The sequence below is a fragment of the Shewanella algidipiscicola genome (assembly GCF_900380485.1).
Taxonomy (GTDB): Bacteria; Pseudomonadota; Gammaproteobacteria; order Enterobacterales; family Shewanellaceae; genus Shewanella; species Shewanella algidipiscicola.
In genome coordinates, this window is record NZ_OXJV01000019.1 from 191,069 (window position 1) to 206,639 (window position 15,571).

Sequence of the window (15,571 nt, forward strand, 5' to 3'; positions counted from 1 at the left end):
AAAGGGTGACGCTGTGTTTCGCTATGTGTTAATCTCAGTCTGTTAATCTCAATGGGCGCTTGCCGCCCAACTAAAAAGATACTATCAACTATGTCAGAACCTCGTTTCGTGCATCTGCGCGTTCACAGTGATTTTTCCATGTCCGACGGCCTCTCGAAAGTGAAGCCCATTCTTGCTAAGGCGACTGAGCTTGAAATGGCGGCGCTTGCCTTGACCGATAAAACCAATTTATGTGGTTTGGTCAAGTTTTACAGCGGCTGCCATGGGGCGGGGATTAAGCCAATTATTGGCACTGACTTTTCGATGTTGGTGCCGGGCTTTGATGACGAGTTTTGTTCGATTACGGTATTGGCCATCAACAATCAAGGTTATAAAAACCTCACCTTATTGATAAGCGATGCCTATCTACGTGGCCATGTACGTGACCGCGCCGTGATCGATCAAGAGTGGCTGATTAAATACAGCGAAGGGTTAATCTTACTTTCGGGGGCCAAAGATGGCGATGTCGGTAAGGCGTTGCTTAAAGGCAATAAAGGCCAAGTAGACTCCTTGGTGGCATTTTATCAGACCCATTTTCCTGAGCGCTATTATCTGGAGCTTATCCGAACGGGTCGCCCCGACGAAGAGCGCTATTTGCACATGGCGGTCGAACTGGCGGCTGAAAAAGACTTGCCCGTGGTCGCGACCAACCAAGTGGTATTTATTCAACCCGAGCAGTTTGAGGCCCATGAGATCCGTGTGGCGATTTCTGATGGTTATACACTCGCCGATCCGCGCCGCCCTAAAACCTACAGCAAAGAGCAGTATTTTCGCTCACAAGATGAGATGTGTGAGTTGTTTGCCGATATTCCTGAAGCGTTAGCAAACTCGGTAGAGATCGCCAAGCGCTGTAATGTCACTGTGCGCCTTGGCGAATACTTTTTGCCTAATTTCCCCACCGGCGATCTGTCCATCGAAGATTTTCTCGTTGACGTGTCTAAAAAAGGGCTTGAAGAGCGTCTCGAATTTTTGTTTCCCGACCCTAAGGTTCGAGCCGAGCGCCGCCCCGAATATGATGAGCGTCTCGATGTTGAGCTGACCGTGATTAACAACATGGGGTTCCCCGGCTACTTCCTTATTGTGATGGAGTTTATTCAGTGGGGTAAAGACAACGGTATTCCGATTGGCCCGGGGCGTGGTTCGGGAGCCGGCTCTTTGGTGGCGTATGCGCTGAAGATCACCGACCTTGACCCATTAGAATTTGACCTGCTGTTCGAACGTTTCTTGAACCCAGAACGGGTATCGATGCCCGATTTCGACGTCGACTTTTGTATGGACCGCCGCGATGAGGTGATCGATCACGTGGCCGAGCTGTATGGCCGAGATGCGGTATCGCAAATCATCACTTTTGGTACCATGGCTGCCAAAGCCGTGGTGCGCGATGTGGGCCGCGTTCTGGGTCACCCTTATGGTTTTGTCGACCGTATTTCAAAGATGATCCCTGCCGAGCCTGGAATGACGCTGGCTAAAGCCTTTGAGGCGGAACCTGCGCTTCCTGAAGCTTATAACGCCGATGAAGAGGTTAAAGATCTCATCGACATGTGCCGCATCTTAGAAGGGGTGACGCGTAACGCGGGTAAGCACGCCGGTGGCGTGGTGATCGCGCCAACGGTGATCACCGACTTCGCGCCACTGTACTGCGACTCCGAAGGGCAAAATCCGGTTACCCAATTTGATAAAAATGATGTCGAAACCGCTGGATTAGTTAAGTTCGACTTCTTGGGGCTGCGAACCTTAACCATCATCGACTGGGCGCTGCAGATGATCAATCCGCGCCTAGAAAAAGCCGGCAAAGAGCCCATTAGAATCGAAGCGATACCGCTAGACGATCCGGCCTCATTTAGGCTGTTGCAGCGTTATGAAACCACGGCGGTATTCCAGCTGGAATCTCGCGGTATGAAAGACTTGATTAAGCGTCTGCAACCCGATTGCTTTGAAGATATGATCGCCTTGGTGGCGCTGTTTCGTCCCGGACCGCTACAGTCAGGCATGGTAGATAACTTTATTGAGCGTAAGCACGGTCGAGAAGAGGTCTCCTATCCCGACTCTCAATATCAGCATGAGTCTTTAAAAACCCTGCTTGAGCCCACTTACGGCATTATTTTGTATCAAGAGCAGGTGATGCAGATTGCCCAAGTCTTGTCTGGTTATACCTTGGGCGGCGCGGATATGTTGCGTCGTGCTATGGGTAAGAAAAAACCCGAGGAGATGGCTAAGCAGCGCAGTATCTTTAAAGAGGGCGCAGTCAATAACGGCATCGATGGCGAGCTATCGATGAAGATTTTCGACTTGGTGGAAAAGTTTGCCGGTTACGGTTTTAACAAATCCCACTCGGCCGCTTATGCCTTGGTGTCGTACCAAACCTTGTGGCTTAAGACCCATTTCCCATCGCAATTTATGGCGGCGGTGATGTCGGCCGATATGGATAACACCGACAAGATCGTCACCCTAGTTGATGAGTGTGAGCGCATGGGCTTGCCACTGTTGCCACCGGATGTGAATAAAGGGCTGTTTCGTTTTACCGTGGATGACGATATAAACATCGTCTACGGCATTGGTGCCATTAAAGGGGTGGGCGAAGGCCCGGTCGACTCGATCCTCAAGGCGCGTGAAGATGGCCCCTTCATCGATTTATTCGATTTTTGTGCCCGTATTGATCTGAAAAAGCTCAATAAACGGGTTATCGAAAAACTTATCTGTGCTGGCGCCCTCGACACTTTAGGGCCACATCGGGCATCAATGATGGCCACCTTGCCAGAGGCCATTCGCGCCGCCGACCAACATGCGAAAGCCGAAGCGATTGGCCAGCACGATATGTTTGGTTTACTCAATAGCGAGCCCGAAGACAGCAAACAGCAATTTGTCGAATGCACCCCATGGCCCGATAAAGTCTGGCTCGAAGGGGAGCGTGATACCTTGGGCTTGTACCTTACAGGTCATCCGATTAATCAATATCTTAAAGAGTTGAAACACTACACTTCGGGGCGCTTAAAAGATGTGCATCCGACCGAGCGCGGTAAAACCACTAAGGCCGCTGGCTTGGTGGTCGCCACCCGAGTGATGATGACCAAACGCGGCTCTAAGATGGGCTTAGTCACCTTAGACGATAAGAGTGCGCGCCTAGAGGTGATGCTATTTACCGAAGCCTTTGAGAAATATGCCCACCTGCTCGAAAAAGATCGCATCTTAATTGTCGAAGGCGAAGTCAGTTTTGATGACTTTTCAGGCGGCAACCGCATGACGGCACGTAACATTATCGATATGGGTGAGGCGCGTAGCCATTTTGCGCAGGCGGTAGAGGTGGATGTCGATGCCAGCGAAGTCGACAGTGACTGGCTCAACCGGTTTCATCAGGCATTAATGCCGTGGAAAGCGGGCGCGGTGCCCGTGGTGATTAATTATGCGCAGCCGCAAGCCAAGGCGCAATTTAAGCTGGGTGATGAATGGCGGGTTAATCCAACCGATGAGCTGATGCTGTCACTGGAGACCCTAACGGGCTCAGATAAAGTCAGGATCTTATTTTAATATGAGCGCCACCACTTGGCAGCCCGCAGAGCAAATTGCGGCATTAATCGCGCAGTTAACGCCACCGCCCGGTACTCAACTGGTGCTGGCCTACAGTGGCGGCGTCGATTCTGAAGTCTTGGCTCATGGTTTGGCTCAGTTTGCCAATCGGCATCCCGAGTATCGTTATCTGTTGGTGCATGTGCATCATGGGTTAAGTGGCAATGCCGGGCGCTGGGCAACCCATTGCCAACGGCGCGCCTTAGTATACGGTTTACCCATTAAAGTTAAGCAAGTTGCGGTGAACACTGGGCCTAGGGTAAGCCTAGAGGCCGCGGCGCGCGACGCCAGATACCACGCCTTAGCCCAAGAGTTAACTGCAGGCGATCTGCTATTGACGGCGCATCATCAAGACGATCAGCTAGAGACCTTATTATTGGCGTTAAAGCGCGGCTTAGGCCCCAAGGGACTGGCCGCCATGGGCGAAATACAAGCGTTTCATCAAGATAAGTGGTTGTTACGCCCCTTGCTCGATATTAGCCGGCAACAGGTCGAGCAATTTGCGGTCACTCACACCATTGAACATATCGAAGATGAGAGTAATTTAGATAATCGTTTTGACAGAAACTTCCTGCGCCTTGAGGTGATCCCCGCTTTGCGTGCGCGCTGGCCAGCCATTGCCGTCACCAGTGCTCGCAGCGCGCAGCTGTGCGCCGAGCAGCAAGCCTTGATTGATGACGAGGTAGCCTCTCGCTTACCCGCCATGTTGCAAGAGACTGCTAACGCAAGCAGCCCTGTATTAGATTTACGTTTGTTAGCCCAGCAATCAGCGCCGTGGCGCGCACAGTTATTAAGGGGGTTTATCGACTCTCTCGGGTTTGCCATGCCATCAGCAGCGCAGCTTAAACAGGTTCTGGTGCAACTTATTGACGCTAAAGAAGATGCTAAGGTCGAAATCAGGCTTAACGCTATGGTGTTACGCCGCTTTCGTCATCAGCTCTATATTGATAGGTATCAACCTCACGCAAAGTTAGCGCCAATTAACATTCGCCTTAGCGATGCCCTATCACAACATTGGCCAATAACGGACACTGCCTCATTGCAGGCTAAGCGCTGTTGTCACGGCGCTCGTCTGCGCCTTCCTATGGCAGATGAGCAGGTCAGCGTGCGCTTTGGTGCGCCAGGATCGCTGCGGTGTCATCCCCATTTTCGAGACAAGGGGCGCGAATTAAAAAAACTGTGGCAGGAGTTAGCCGTACCGCCGTGGATGCGCGATCAAGTGCCGCTTATCTATTTCGATGACCATCTGGTTGCCGCGGTGGGCTACTGGGTAGAAAAGCGATTTATTGCGTTGGCCGATGACGTAGGTCTGGTTTTTGAGTTGCAAGCCTGAAACCGAGTTTCATCATATAGAATAAAATCTTAGGTGTTCATTGGGCGTAGCTCAGTGAAATCTGTTGGCGGAGTCAACACTAAGCAATGTTGTAAGTATTGCTGGCTTCTTGGCTCAAGAGCTTAACGATGACCATTTTCATCTTACCAATAAGTTTGACTTAACTTTAACAACATAGGTGTGTGGATTTTTAGTCGATGAGAAGATATTTGGGCGATTAAAGTCTGTGTTAAAAAGCGGCGGCGTATTCATGTAATGAGACTGGTTGCCTGAGGATGATGCCTCGGCAAATTGGGCAGTGTGCTCTTAAAGTAAATAATTTCATGGATGTAAAAGTTTAAAAATATTGAAAATCAATAGTTAAAGCGGCGCTATATCAGTTTTAATGAGTCGATGAAAAAGCCAGACATAAGGTGAGGCCTATCTGGGCACTGGGCTAGGGCTGCAAGATGAGATACTTGTTTTTATGCCAGATATCTCATCTTAAGCTGCAATCCTATAACAGCGACGGCCAGCGACTTTGGCATCATATAGGGCTTTGTCTGCACGTAGGTACAGGCTTTCTGCATTATCCAGTGATTGCCACTCGGCCACCCCTAAACTAGTGTAAATTTGTCGATGATGCAGTTGATTATTATGCTGCATCATAGTCAATATGCGCTGACAAATCAGGCTCGCCGCTTGTGCGTTGCCTTGCACTAATATGGTAAATTCATCGCCGCCGATACGAAAGGCCTGATCGCTATCACGGATCGCCTGGTTGATGGTTTGCCCGAATGTAATGAGCGTCTCATCACCAATGTGATGGCCGTACCTGTCGTTAAGCATCTTAAAATGATCTAAATCTAATACGATCAATGATAATGGCTCGCTCTGGCGAGTGGCTCTGGCTAGGGATTGCTTTAGGCTTTCCATGTAATAACGACGATTACCTAGTTGAGTTAATGCATCATACATCGCCTGTTTAGCCATCTGCTCATATTGCGCCGCATTATAAAGCGGACGCACTAATAATGCCTGTAGCTGATACAGTAATTCAGTTTGCGAATTTAGCATCGGCGCATTGAGACGATATTCAATAACAGCACAGCTCTCTTCAATGGGCAGGTGTTGCTTTATGTGCAAACCTTGCTCACAGCCCCAGCTTAGCTGATACTCTTTAAAGTGCAGTTTTATGCCGTTGATAGGCAAATATTGGCCGACGATCGCGCCGTAACAACTAAACACCTTTTCTGGTGATAAATGCAGATGAAGCTGTTGCATTATGGTCACCATATTAGGCAAATTCGTACCAGTATGCCGATAGGCCGGCTGGTAACGATATTCACTGGGTGAGAACTCGCTAGTTAAGGCAAAGTCCATGTATTAACTCCACAAAATAATGGGACTAGAGATATGCTTTAAAGTAAGCAATTATCGTGCCTAAAGCTTTAACTAATAATTTATCTATATTTGTCATCCAGTTACCTTTGTTGGTTAAATGTAAATTATTGGGCGTCAGGTTTTTGACAAGCTCAAAAAACCCTGACAAGGTAAGATGTGCGAGTGTCAATATCTCGTGTCAGGCCTCATCAATGTTCGATATTTTATCGGACGGATCGCGTCATTGCGTTGTCATGTGGGCAGGAAGGATTAGCTGATTTGGAGCCCCAATGGAACATAGCTTTCTGATTAAAATTTTATTGATGCTCATGATCGCGATTGCCACTATCGCCCTGTTTCGCCGTTTGGGCTTGCCAGCTATTTTGGCCTACTTAGTGACAGGAACCCTTAGTGGGCCATCGGTATTTAATTGGTTTAGCCAACAGCAAATTCATTCTGTGGCCGAGCTTGGCGTAGTGCTGCTGATGTTCTCTTTAGGATTAGAGTTTTCTTTACCACGCCTATGGGCGATGCGTCGCACCGTATTTGGCCTTGGCAGTGCACAGGTGCTCGTAACCGTTTTACTTGGTATGTGTATGAGTTTGATGCTGGGGCTGAGCGTCAATGAGTCGATTATTGTCGGCGCTGCCATCGCCTTATCTTCCACCGCCATAGTACTCAAACTGCTCAACGAGCAAGGCTGGTTGCGTCGTCGCCACGGCGAACTGTCGGTCAGTGTGTTGTTGTTTCAAGATCTTGCCGTTGTCCCTCTATTGATTTTAATGCCGTTATTGGCCTCAGACGGAGAGCCGTTAACATGGCAAGCCATAGGCCTTGCCATGTTAGAAGGAGTATTTGCCTTCATCGCCCTAATGGCCTTTGGTAAGTGGGCACTGCCTAAGTTGTTTGATGAGGTCGCGCGCTCACGATCCAATGAGCTGTTTGTATTATCGACCCTAGTGGTGGCGTTAGTGACCGGCGCTGTGACTCAATGGCTGGGGTTATCCATGGCCTTAGGCGCGTTTATGGCGGGGATGTTACTTGGCGAAAGTCAGTACAAACGTCAGCTCGAGGCCGATATTCGTCCCTTTCGAGACTTATTGATGGGGCTGTTTTTTATCTCAATTGGTATGCTGCTCGATTTTAGTCTGGTGGTTGTTTTGTGGTGGCAAGTGCTACTGCTGGTGGTGGCGGTCATCATTGCTAAGGCATTAATTGTTTATGGCTTACTTCGCGCTGCTAAGGAGTCGTTTCGCACATCGGTGGCCAGCGCGATCAGTTTAGCTCAAGTGGGCGAGTTCAGTTTTGTGGTGCTCGCCCTAGCGGTCAATTACCAGTTATTGGAGATCACGGTGAGCACTAAGCTGGTGATGGTGGCAGTGCTGTCGATGGCCGTCGCGCCATGGTTGGTTAAACACAGCGTCGATATTGCGCGGCGCTTACAGGGCGGTAGACCTAAGAGTGACATTGAGATACAGGGCATACCGCCCATGGAGCATAATAAAGATCTCGTGTTGATTTTAGGCTACGGCAGGGTGGGGCAAACCATTGCCCGCTTTATGAAAATTGAAGCGATCCCCTATTTGGTGCTCGATCTTGACCCCACGCGGGTCACAGAGGCTCGCCGCGCTGGGGAGCCTGTGTATTTTGGCGATGTGGCTAAACGAGCGATTTTAAAACAAGCGCAAATTCGCCAAGCTAAGTTAATCGTTGTGGCTTTTAGTAATGCGCAGGTGTTAGATGAGGTATTGCCTTTGTGCCGCCAGTTGGCACCCGATGCCAACATTTTAGTCAGAACGCGCGATGATGAAGGCATGGAAGAGCTCGAGCAAGCCGGTGCCAGCCAAGTGATCCCCGAATCGCTCGAGGGCAGTTTAATGTTGGTGTCGCAGGTGCTGTATCAGTGTGGTGTGCCACTGACGCGCATATTTAAACGGCTCGAATATGAGCGCCGTAACCATTATCAATATCTGCACGGTTTTTTTTCAGGAGAGGAGACCGACTTCACCTTGGAGCTACTGCATGCGGTAGCGCTGCCCAAAGGGGCTCAGGTGGTGGGACAGACCTTAGCCGATATTCCTTGGCAGACGCTGCGGGTAGAGTTGCGCGCAGTAAGGCGAGCGGGCGCCGAGGTAGAAAGCCCAGATCTAACCTGGCTTATTAGGCCCGGCGATATCTTAATTTTGCTTGGAAAACCAAGACGCATTGAGAAGGCGGAGCATTTTCTACTGCAAGGCTAATAGACCGCACCTTATCAGTTGACCCAAGCACCCTCAACCTTATCTGGGGCATGGAAAAAGGACAATACAATGCAACAAGCTTTAGCCAAACTCTTATTGCCTGTGCTGGCGCCAATGTTAATGGTGCAAGCCTTGTGGCTAAAACGCATTATGCCAAGGCTACCTGAAGCTAAGGGGCCGCGCGAAGGACTTATCGATAAAGGAGATCAAGAGGCAAGCATAGAGGGGGCAAATTTAGCCGATTTAAGCATGCCGACATCTGTGTGCACAAGCCCAAGTGACTTAGCCCCTTCGGGGGTAACAACCATAAACTTGCTCATCTTAGGCGATTCTGCGGCGGCGGGGGTTGGCGTGGGCTCACAGCAACAGGCGCTTAGCGGGTATTTAACTGCGCGGCTGAGCGAGCATTATCGTGTGCGCTGGACCTTGCTTGCTCGCAGCGGCTTAACCACAAATAACACTTTAACCCATCTGAGCGGTGAGTCTTGGCAAGCCTGTTTACGCCAAGGACAATATGATGTGGTGTTATTGTCTCTTGGAGTGAATGATGTACTCAGCCCGTTAAGTGTGACGAGATGGCTTAGCGCCACCGAGCGTTTACTTAGTCAACTTAGACAACACTCGCCCAAGGCACAGCTGCTGCTCACCCCAGTACCGCCCTTGGGGGCGTTCTTGGCCTTTCCACAGCCCTTACGCTGGTTTGTTGGGCAACGAAGCGATGAGTTTAATCGGCGATTGCAGCAAGTGATCGACGCCCAAACTGGCTGTCAGTTGCTGTCGCTGCAATTGCCTTTAAGTGCCGATTCACTGGCCCTTGATGGATTTCATCCGAGTGAGTCGAGTTATCGCCTGTGGGCTGAGGTCGCAGCGCAGCAGATGCTTGCGCGGCGAGGTATTAATCGAGATTAAAAAATGCCTTAATCTCATCAACCTGACACATGGCATCTTGATAGCCCAAATTGATTAAGGCACTGCAATAGGGCTGCTCAAACAGCAGGTAAGAGACAATACTGGAATCCGATTGCTGATTAATGCCGATAAGGCGCAGTAAGGTGCGCACCGCCAGTGGCATTTTATGATAGTACTGCGCGGCAATTTGGCTTAAGTCTTCGCTAGGCTTAATCACTAAAGTATCGATAGGTTTGAGTGAAGCTTGTTGGCGCGCCGCTTCTGGGATCAAACTTAAGGTACTGTTAATACGCTGCAATCGCTCTAAGTCACTGTTGAGGGTATCGGAGAAGATGGTGTCTAATAGATGACCCGCAATCGTTGCGGTTTTAGGGTGATATTCCATCTCTTGGTGGGCTTGTTTATGTGGGCTCTCTAAATTAATCACCATGATTTTTTTCGCCCCCAAATGAATGGCGCTACTCAGTGGCGCGAGTTGATGCACTGAGCCATCACCATAGTAACCTCGATTAAGCTTTATCGAGGGAAACACTAAAGGGATCGCTGCACTCGCCAGTAGATGCTCAGTATTTAAATGTGTGCGTCGACCGCCGCGGCGGGCTCGATTCCACTCCTCAATTTGGCGGCTGGCTTGAAAGAAGGTCACCGAACGCGACGAGTTATAACAAGAGGTGTCAATACTTAGGGCGTGCAGGGCGCCATTGGCAATATTTCTGTCAATACGAGCAAAATTAATCACTTCATTGAGTAGGCCACGCAGCGGTTCATTATCAAATAGGCTGCCAGGTTCAGGGTTGATGCGTTCATCTTGTAAACCCATTAACGCCATTTTAGCCAGATGCGAAAACACGCCGGTAAATGACGCCCGGTAAATCATATGGGTATTAAAATGACGCCAAATCCACTCGAGTTTACGCACGCCAAGATGAAAACAGGAAGCGTGAGTCGCAATAGAGGTGCCGTTGATCGCACCGGCCGAGGTACCACAAATGATCTTAAAAGGGATGCCATGGTTGCGAGGATAAAATTGCACTATCGCCTTGAGCACACCTATCTGATAAGCGGCCCTCGCGCCCCCACCGCCCAAGACTAACGCTGTTGTGTCTGGCAAGTTTGCCCCTTAATATCGCTAAGCTACTATCTTATTAAAAACAAATATTATTTTTAAATTATCTCTGGCAAGCGTGTTGATAAAACATGCACTAGGTAATCACTTTGTTATCAGTCAAGAATATGTGAGAGGCTGTGGATGTTCAAGTCTAGCGACCCCTTTTTATGGCGGCAAGCGGTTGCCGTGCCGTCATGTCGGGTCAGTGATCCCCCCAACGTGTGGTGTGCTGGGTAAGTGGTGGCTCTAACATAAAAAGCGGCGAATATCGTCTAGTTAATAAGTCTATATTTACCTAGGGTCAAAAATGTGTACCAAGGAGAGGTATCTGCCTATCTCTTTGTAATTGATATGTTAAATGTAAAGTGGTGTCTGCTTTGTTGCCAACTGGGCAGATTTGATAATATCGGAAGTTGGGGTAGACTGGAAAAATGTACATTTGAGGGATTAACCATGTTACAGCCACTAAAAATAATAATAGCTGATGACCATCCACTGTTTAGACAAGCATTAATCAATATCTTAACCAGTCACTTTGACGGCGTAACCTTGTTAGAAGCCGAAAGCGTGGGTCAGCTCGAAGCGCTGTTAATGGCCCATGATGATGCCGACCTGCTGTTATTGGATCTTAATATTCCTAACGCGCATGGTTTTAATACCTTAGTCAATATCCGTAATAGTTACCCGCAAATTGGCGTTCTGGTGATCTCAGGCCAAGAAGATAAGGTAACCGTGGGCAAGAGCATCTCCTTTGGTGCAGCGGGCTTTATCCCTAAGTCAACGGCGGTCGATGAGATGGTCAAAGCCATCAAGGCTGTGCTAGCGGGTCAGCAATGGATCCCTCATGGCTGCGGCGATTTAGCCTCGGTTACCTTAGACAGTATGAGCAGTAAAATTGCCAGTTTATCACCGCGGCAACACCGCATTTTAATGATGTTTGCCGATGGCCTACTCAATAAGCAAATCGCTTACGAGCTGGGTTTATCTGAAGCGACCATCAAGGCCCATGCCAGTGCGATTTTCCTTAAATTAGGCGTCCATACCCGCACTCAAGCGGTGATTGCCATGAGTCAGTTATATCTGGATCAGACGCCGCAACCTGAGCAGGCCTAACGACCATGGGAGCAACTAAACAAGCAACTACGCAAACATGCGAAAGTGGAGCGTTGCTCAGTCAGACAGTCACTGCCCAGCAACCCGACCATCCGCTAGTCCTAGCTTTGTCTTAGGCTAGAGCCTCTTGCTGAAGCTCCTTGGCTAAAGGCCCTTGCCTTAGGTCTCTTGCTTCGAGACCTTAAGGCTCTCGTTCGCTGGTGACATAATTAGTCGATGTCGGCGCCGAGTAGTTATTGTGCAGGCTGCTCGCCAATGTGGCGCTCATCACCGCGCGCAGTGCGATGGGTTTAATAATTTTGCGTAAATAGCCATAACCTAGGGATTTAGCTTGTAATACCACGCTTTCATCTATGGTGGCAGTGATCAGCACCGCTGGCACAGGATGGGGCGATAGGGCTTGTAGCTGACTCATTAAATCCAAACCATTTTGGTTATCATCGAGTTGATAGTCCATCAACACGATATCGATATTGGCAACATATTGTTTAAACAGGGCTTTGGCTTGCTCAGGCGTCGATGCCCCGTAGACTTGGCAGCGCCAGCCTGCCAGCAACTCTGTCATGCCATTGAGCACATTAGGGTCGTTATCGACCACTAAGACATGCACCCCATTGAGGGTCAAAATGTCTGCCTGAGTGGCCATTGTGGTGTTGGGCTGTGCGCAGACCGTTTGCACCGCCAAACTGAAGATGCTGCCGCTGCCAACCTCGGACGATAAGGTTAGCTGATGTTGCAGTAATCCCGCTAATCCTTGAGCAATGTTTAAGCCTAAGCCTAAGCCGTTAACGCCATCATGCCCCGAATGCTGCAAGCGGGTAAACTGCTCAAAAATCATTGCCTGTTTGTCGGCCGGGATCCCAGGGCCATCGTCGACCACTTGCACTAAGACGCCTGTTGATTGCCTACGACACCCCAGTACTATTTTGCCATTACCCGCATACCGAAACGCGTTGCTAACCAGGTTTTGTAATATGCGTCTGAGTAACACCTTATCACTGCAAACCCACACCGAGGTGTTAATCAACTTGAACTTGACCTTAGAGGCCGCCGCCATGGCGCTAAACTCCTCTTTGAGCGAGTCCAGCACCTCTTGCAGGGCGAAGTCGGTAATTTCAGGCACTATAGTGCCACTTTCAATACGGGATACCTCATTAAGATCCAGTAGCAGTTCGTTAGCCACCTGCAGGGCATTATCGATATAACCTATTTGCTGTTTTTGTTTGGCACTGAGCTGGCCATTTTGCACAAAGGCCGAGGAAAATAATCTGGCCGCCGACAGGGGTTGTAGGAGATCATGGCTGCACGCCTTGAGGTATTGGCTTTTTTTCTGATGAGCCTGCTCCACTTTTTGCAGCGCCTGAGCCAGCTCGGCGTTGGACTGAGCCAGCTGGGCGTTGGCCTGCTCCATCTTTTTGGTGCGCTCAGAGACTCGGGCTTCTAGGTCGAGGTTTTTCTCTTTGAGCAGTTTTTCCGCTTCGCGATAGATAGTGATATCGGAAAAAATCATCACAAAACCGCCATCGGGGATCGGGTTGCCCTGAATGCGAATGGTTTTGCCATCGGGCTGCACGCGCTCTGTGCTGTGATGACTGCCTTGACGTAAAAAGTTCAGCCGCCGCTCTACTTGCTCATCGAGATTGGCAATATAACGTTTACCCACGCTGAGGTTATATTCGATAAGTTGGCTCACCGGGCAACCTATGTAGATCAGGTCGTCCGGATAGTTAAACAGATTCAAATAGTGTTGGTTCCAGGCCACTAATTTGAGATCCCTGTCGATCACCGAAATCCCTTCACTGGCGTTTTCAATCGCGCTATGGAGCACCGAACGGCTAAATTCCATACGATGGCTGGAGGCGACTTCTACCAATTGGGCCACATCTTCAATGGCAATATCGCGGCCATTGAGGGCATAAGAGAGCACCAAGCGCGCGGAGGCTGAGCCCATTACGCTGGCAAGCATGTTCTCGGTATAGAAAATCAGCGCCTGGTTATGGGCATTTTTATCGACAATGGGTTGGGGCTGACATGCAAAAAAATGGTAAAAGCCTTGGGCGGCCTTATCTTTACCCACAAAGCGAGCCACTAAGAGTTCAAGCTCGGTCGGATTGACGTTTTTGGGCACCTCTTGCTGTAATTTATCCAGCTCGGGTCGCTCAATAAAGTGGGCGATTTGCATCTGCTCATGCACGCTTTGGCGGGTAAAGGAGGATACCAACCAGATAGCCATGATATTGACAAACAAGCCCACTAAGGTCGCCATGGTCGTCATGGAGTAGTCGCTGCCAGCAAAGGGGTGAGGATACAAGCCAAGCTGTGGCAGTAAGTTCAGTGTCAGCCACAAGCTAAAGCCTGCACTTATCCCCACCAACACGCCAATCAGGGTCACACGACGCCATAAAAAAGCGGCAATGAGTGCGGGGCCAATTTGCGCGATGGCGCCAAAGGCGACCTCTCCTAGCGATGATAAGGTATCGGGAGGCGCGATAAGGAACATGCCATAGCTCATAAATATCACCACTAATACCAGAGCTTTACGTATATTGAGCAGGTGTGAGCGAAATTTATGAAAGTCATCGCTGTGGATATTGTTGATCTTAAATAGGGTGGGAAACACCACTTCGTTGCTGAGCATGGTACTCAGGGCTATGGTCGAGATGATCACCATAGAGCTGGCCGCCGAAATTGCCCCAAGAAAGCTAAATAAGCCTAACCAAAGATCGCCGTTAACCGTGGGTAAAAACAGCACATAAGCATCACGTTGTAACGAATCCCCATAGAGAATATTACCCGCCTGCCCAAGCGGCGTGGCAAAAAAAGCAAAGACCAACACATACAGCGGAAATGTCCAGCGGCTCCATAGCGCGTGTTTTTGCTCTTTTAGCTCCACAATCAACACCTGAAACTGGCGCGGCAGACACAAAAACGCCGACATTACGATAAACAGTAAGCCAAACATCGAAATAATATTGGGGTAGGCAAACTCTGTGGTGATGGGGGAGATCGCGCTGGCCTGACGCCATATCTCTAGGGGCGAATCAAAGAGAAAAAAGGAGACAAAAATCCCTATGGTGAGATAAGCGATAAGCTTGACTAGGGATTCAAAGGCAATCGCCAGCATCATGCCGGGGTGGCGCTCGGTGACATCGATGGCCCGTACGCCAAAGATAATGGTAAAACCGGCCAAGATTAAACTCACCACCAGACCCAACTGCCACGATGATAAGAGGTGGTCTTGGCGCAAAATTTCATAGGAGTTAACAATCGCTTTTTGCTGCAAGGCAATATAGGGCAAGGTGCCGAACAGGGCGACTAAGGTCACCACTACTGCTAATAGCGGTGATTTACCAAAGCGGGACGCGAGTAGGTCGGCAATCGAGGTAATATTGAGCCGTAAACAGACGCGTATCACCCGCTGAATAAAAGGCCAGGCGAAAATAAACAGTAACATAGGCGCAATATACACAGGTAAGTAAGCAAACGAGTTGTTAGCCGCTTGCCCTGCAGTCCCCAGAAAGCCCCACGAGGTGCAGTACACCCCAAGAGACAGTGAATAGATTATTTTATGTTGCTGTTTAAACAGCTTATCGCGGTATTTGTCACCGATAAATGCCATCAAAAAAAGCAAACCGATATAGCTGATGCTGATGGTCACTAAGAGCCAGTTAGGAAACATGGTAGCGCTAAACCTATTGCGGCGCAGTGTTGTGGCAAAGGTGCCCACTGCTGTGATTGTTATGCAAATTAACTTATCACATTTTCTCCTCTGTGCATCACTTATAGGCTACCGACTTAAGTCTTAACGGGCTGCTCTCGTTACCCTTTGACGGCAGCGTGCGCTGCCACAGACTTTTGTCTTACGACTGATGGTCTACCCCCTCTTGATTAACGCTTTCTGAT

8 protein-coding genes are annotated in these 15,571 nt (G+C 49.4%); 5 read left to right on the forward strand and 3 right to left on the reverse strand.

From position 1 onward, the window contains the following. Nucleotides 1-90: 90 nt before the first annotated feature. Nucleotides 91-3,564 (forward strand): DNA polymerase III subunit alpha, encoded by a 3,474-nt coding sequence (gene dnaE / locus DN599_RS16175; RefSeq protein WP_110458624.1) that lies wholly within the window; start codon nt 91-93, stop codon nt 3,562-3,564. Between the two features lies 1 nt (nt 3,565). After that, nucleotides 3,566-4,936, forward strand: a complete 1,371-nt coding sequence (tilS, locus tag DN599_RS16180) for a tRNA lysidine(34) synthetase TilS (protein WP_110458625.1) — start codon at nt 3,566-3,568, stop codon at nt 4,934-4,936. Nucleotides 4,937-5,419: 483 nt separating this feature from the next. Here the strand turns inward: tilS and dgcS are convergent, their stop codons facing one another. Continuing rightward, nucleotides 5,420-6,298 carry a diguanylate cyclase DgcS gene (gene dgcS / locus DN599_RS16185; protein WP_110458626.1) on the reverse strand — a complete coding sequence of 293 codons (879 nt, stop codon included), beginning with the start codon at nt 6,296-6,298 and terminating at the stop codon, nt 5,420-5,422. Between the two features lie 290 nt (nt 6,299-6,588). Here dgcS and DN599_RS16190 point away from each other — a divergent pair, with 290 nt between their 5' ends. Beyond that, nucleotides 6,589-8,538, forward strand: coding sequence for a monovalent cation:proton antiporter family protein (locus tag DN599_RS16190; RefSeq protein ID WP_110458627.1), 1,950 nt, complete (start codon nt 6,589-6,591; stop codon nt 8,536-8,538). Between the two features lie 69 nt (nt 8,539-8,607). Then, entirely contained in the window at nt 8,608-9,447 is an 840-nt protein-coding gene (locus DN599_RS16195) for an SGNH/GDSL hydrolase family protein (protein ID WP_110458628.1), read from the forward strand. On the opposite strand, the gene DN599_RS16200 is transcribed toward DN599_RS16195, so the two are convergent. Next, entirely contained in the window at nt 9,434-10,558 is a 1,125-nt protein-coding gene (locus tag DN599_RS16200) for a patatin-like phospholipase family protein (protein ID WP_110458629.1), read from the reverse strand. The two genes, DN599_RS16195 and DN599_RS16200, sit on opposite strands and share 14 nt — an antisense overlap. A 450-nt stretch (nt 10,559-11,008) precedes the next feature. On the opposite strand from DN599_RS16200, the gene DN599_RS16205 reads away from it, so the two are divergent. Continuing rightward, nucleotides 11,009-11,668, forward strand: a complete 660-nt coding sequence (locus DN599_RS16205) for a response regulator (RefSeq protein WP_110458687.1) — start codon at nt 11,009-11,011, stop codon at nt 11,666-11,668. Between the two features lie 181 nt (nt 11,669-11,849). Here DN599_RS16205 and DN599_RS16210 read toward each other — a convergent pair whose 3' ends face one another. Continuing rightward, entirely contained in the window at nt 11,850-15,347 is a 3,498-nt protein-coding gene (locus tag DN599_RS16210; protein WP_110458630.1) for a hybrid sensor histidine kinase/response regulator, read from the reverse strand. Between the last annotated feature and the right edge of the window lie 224 nt (nt 15,348-15,571).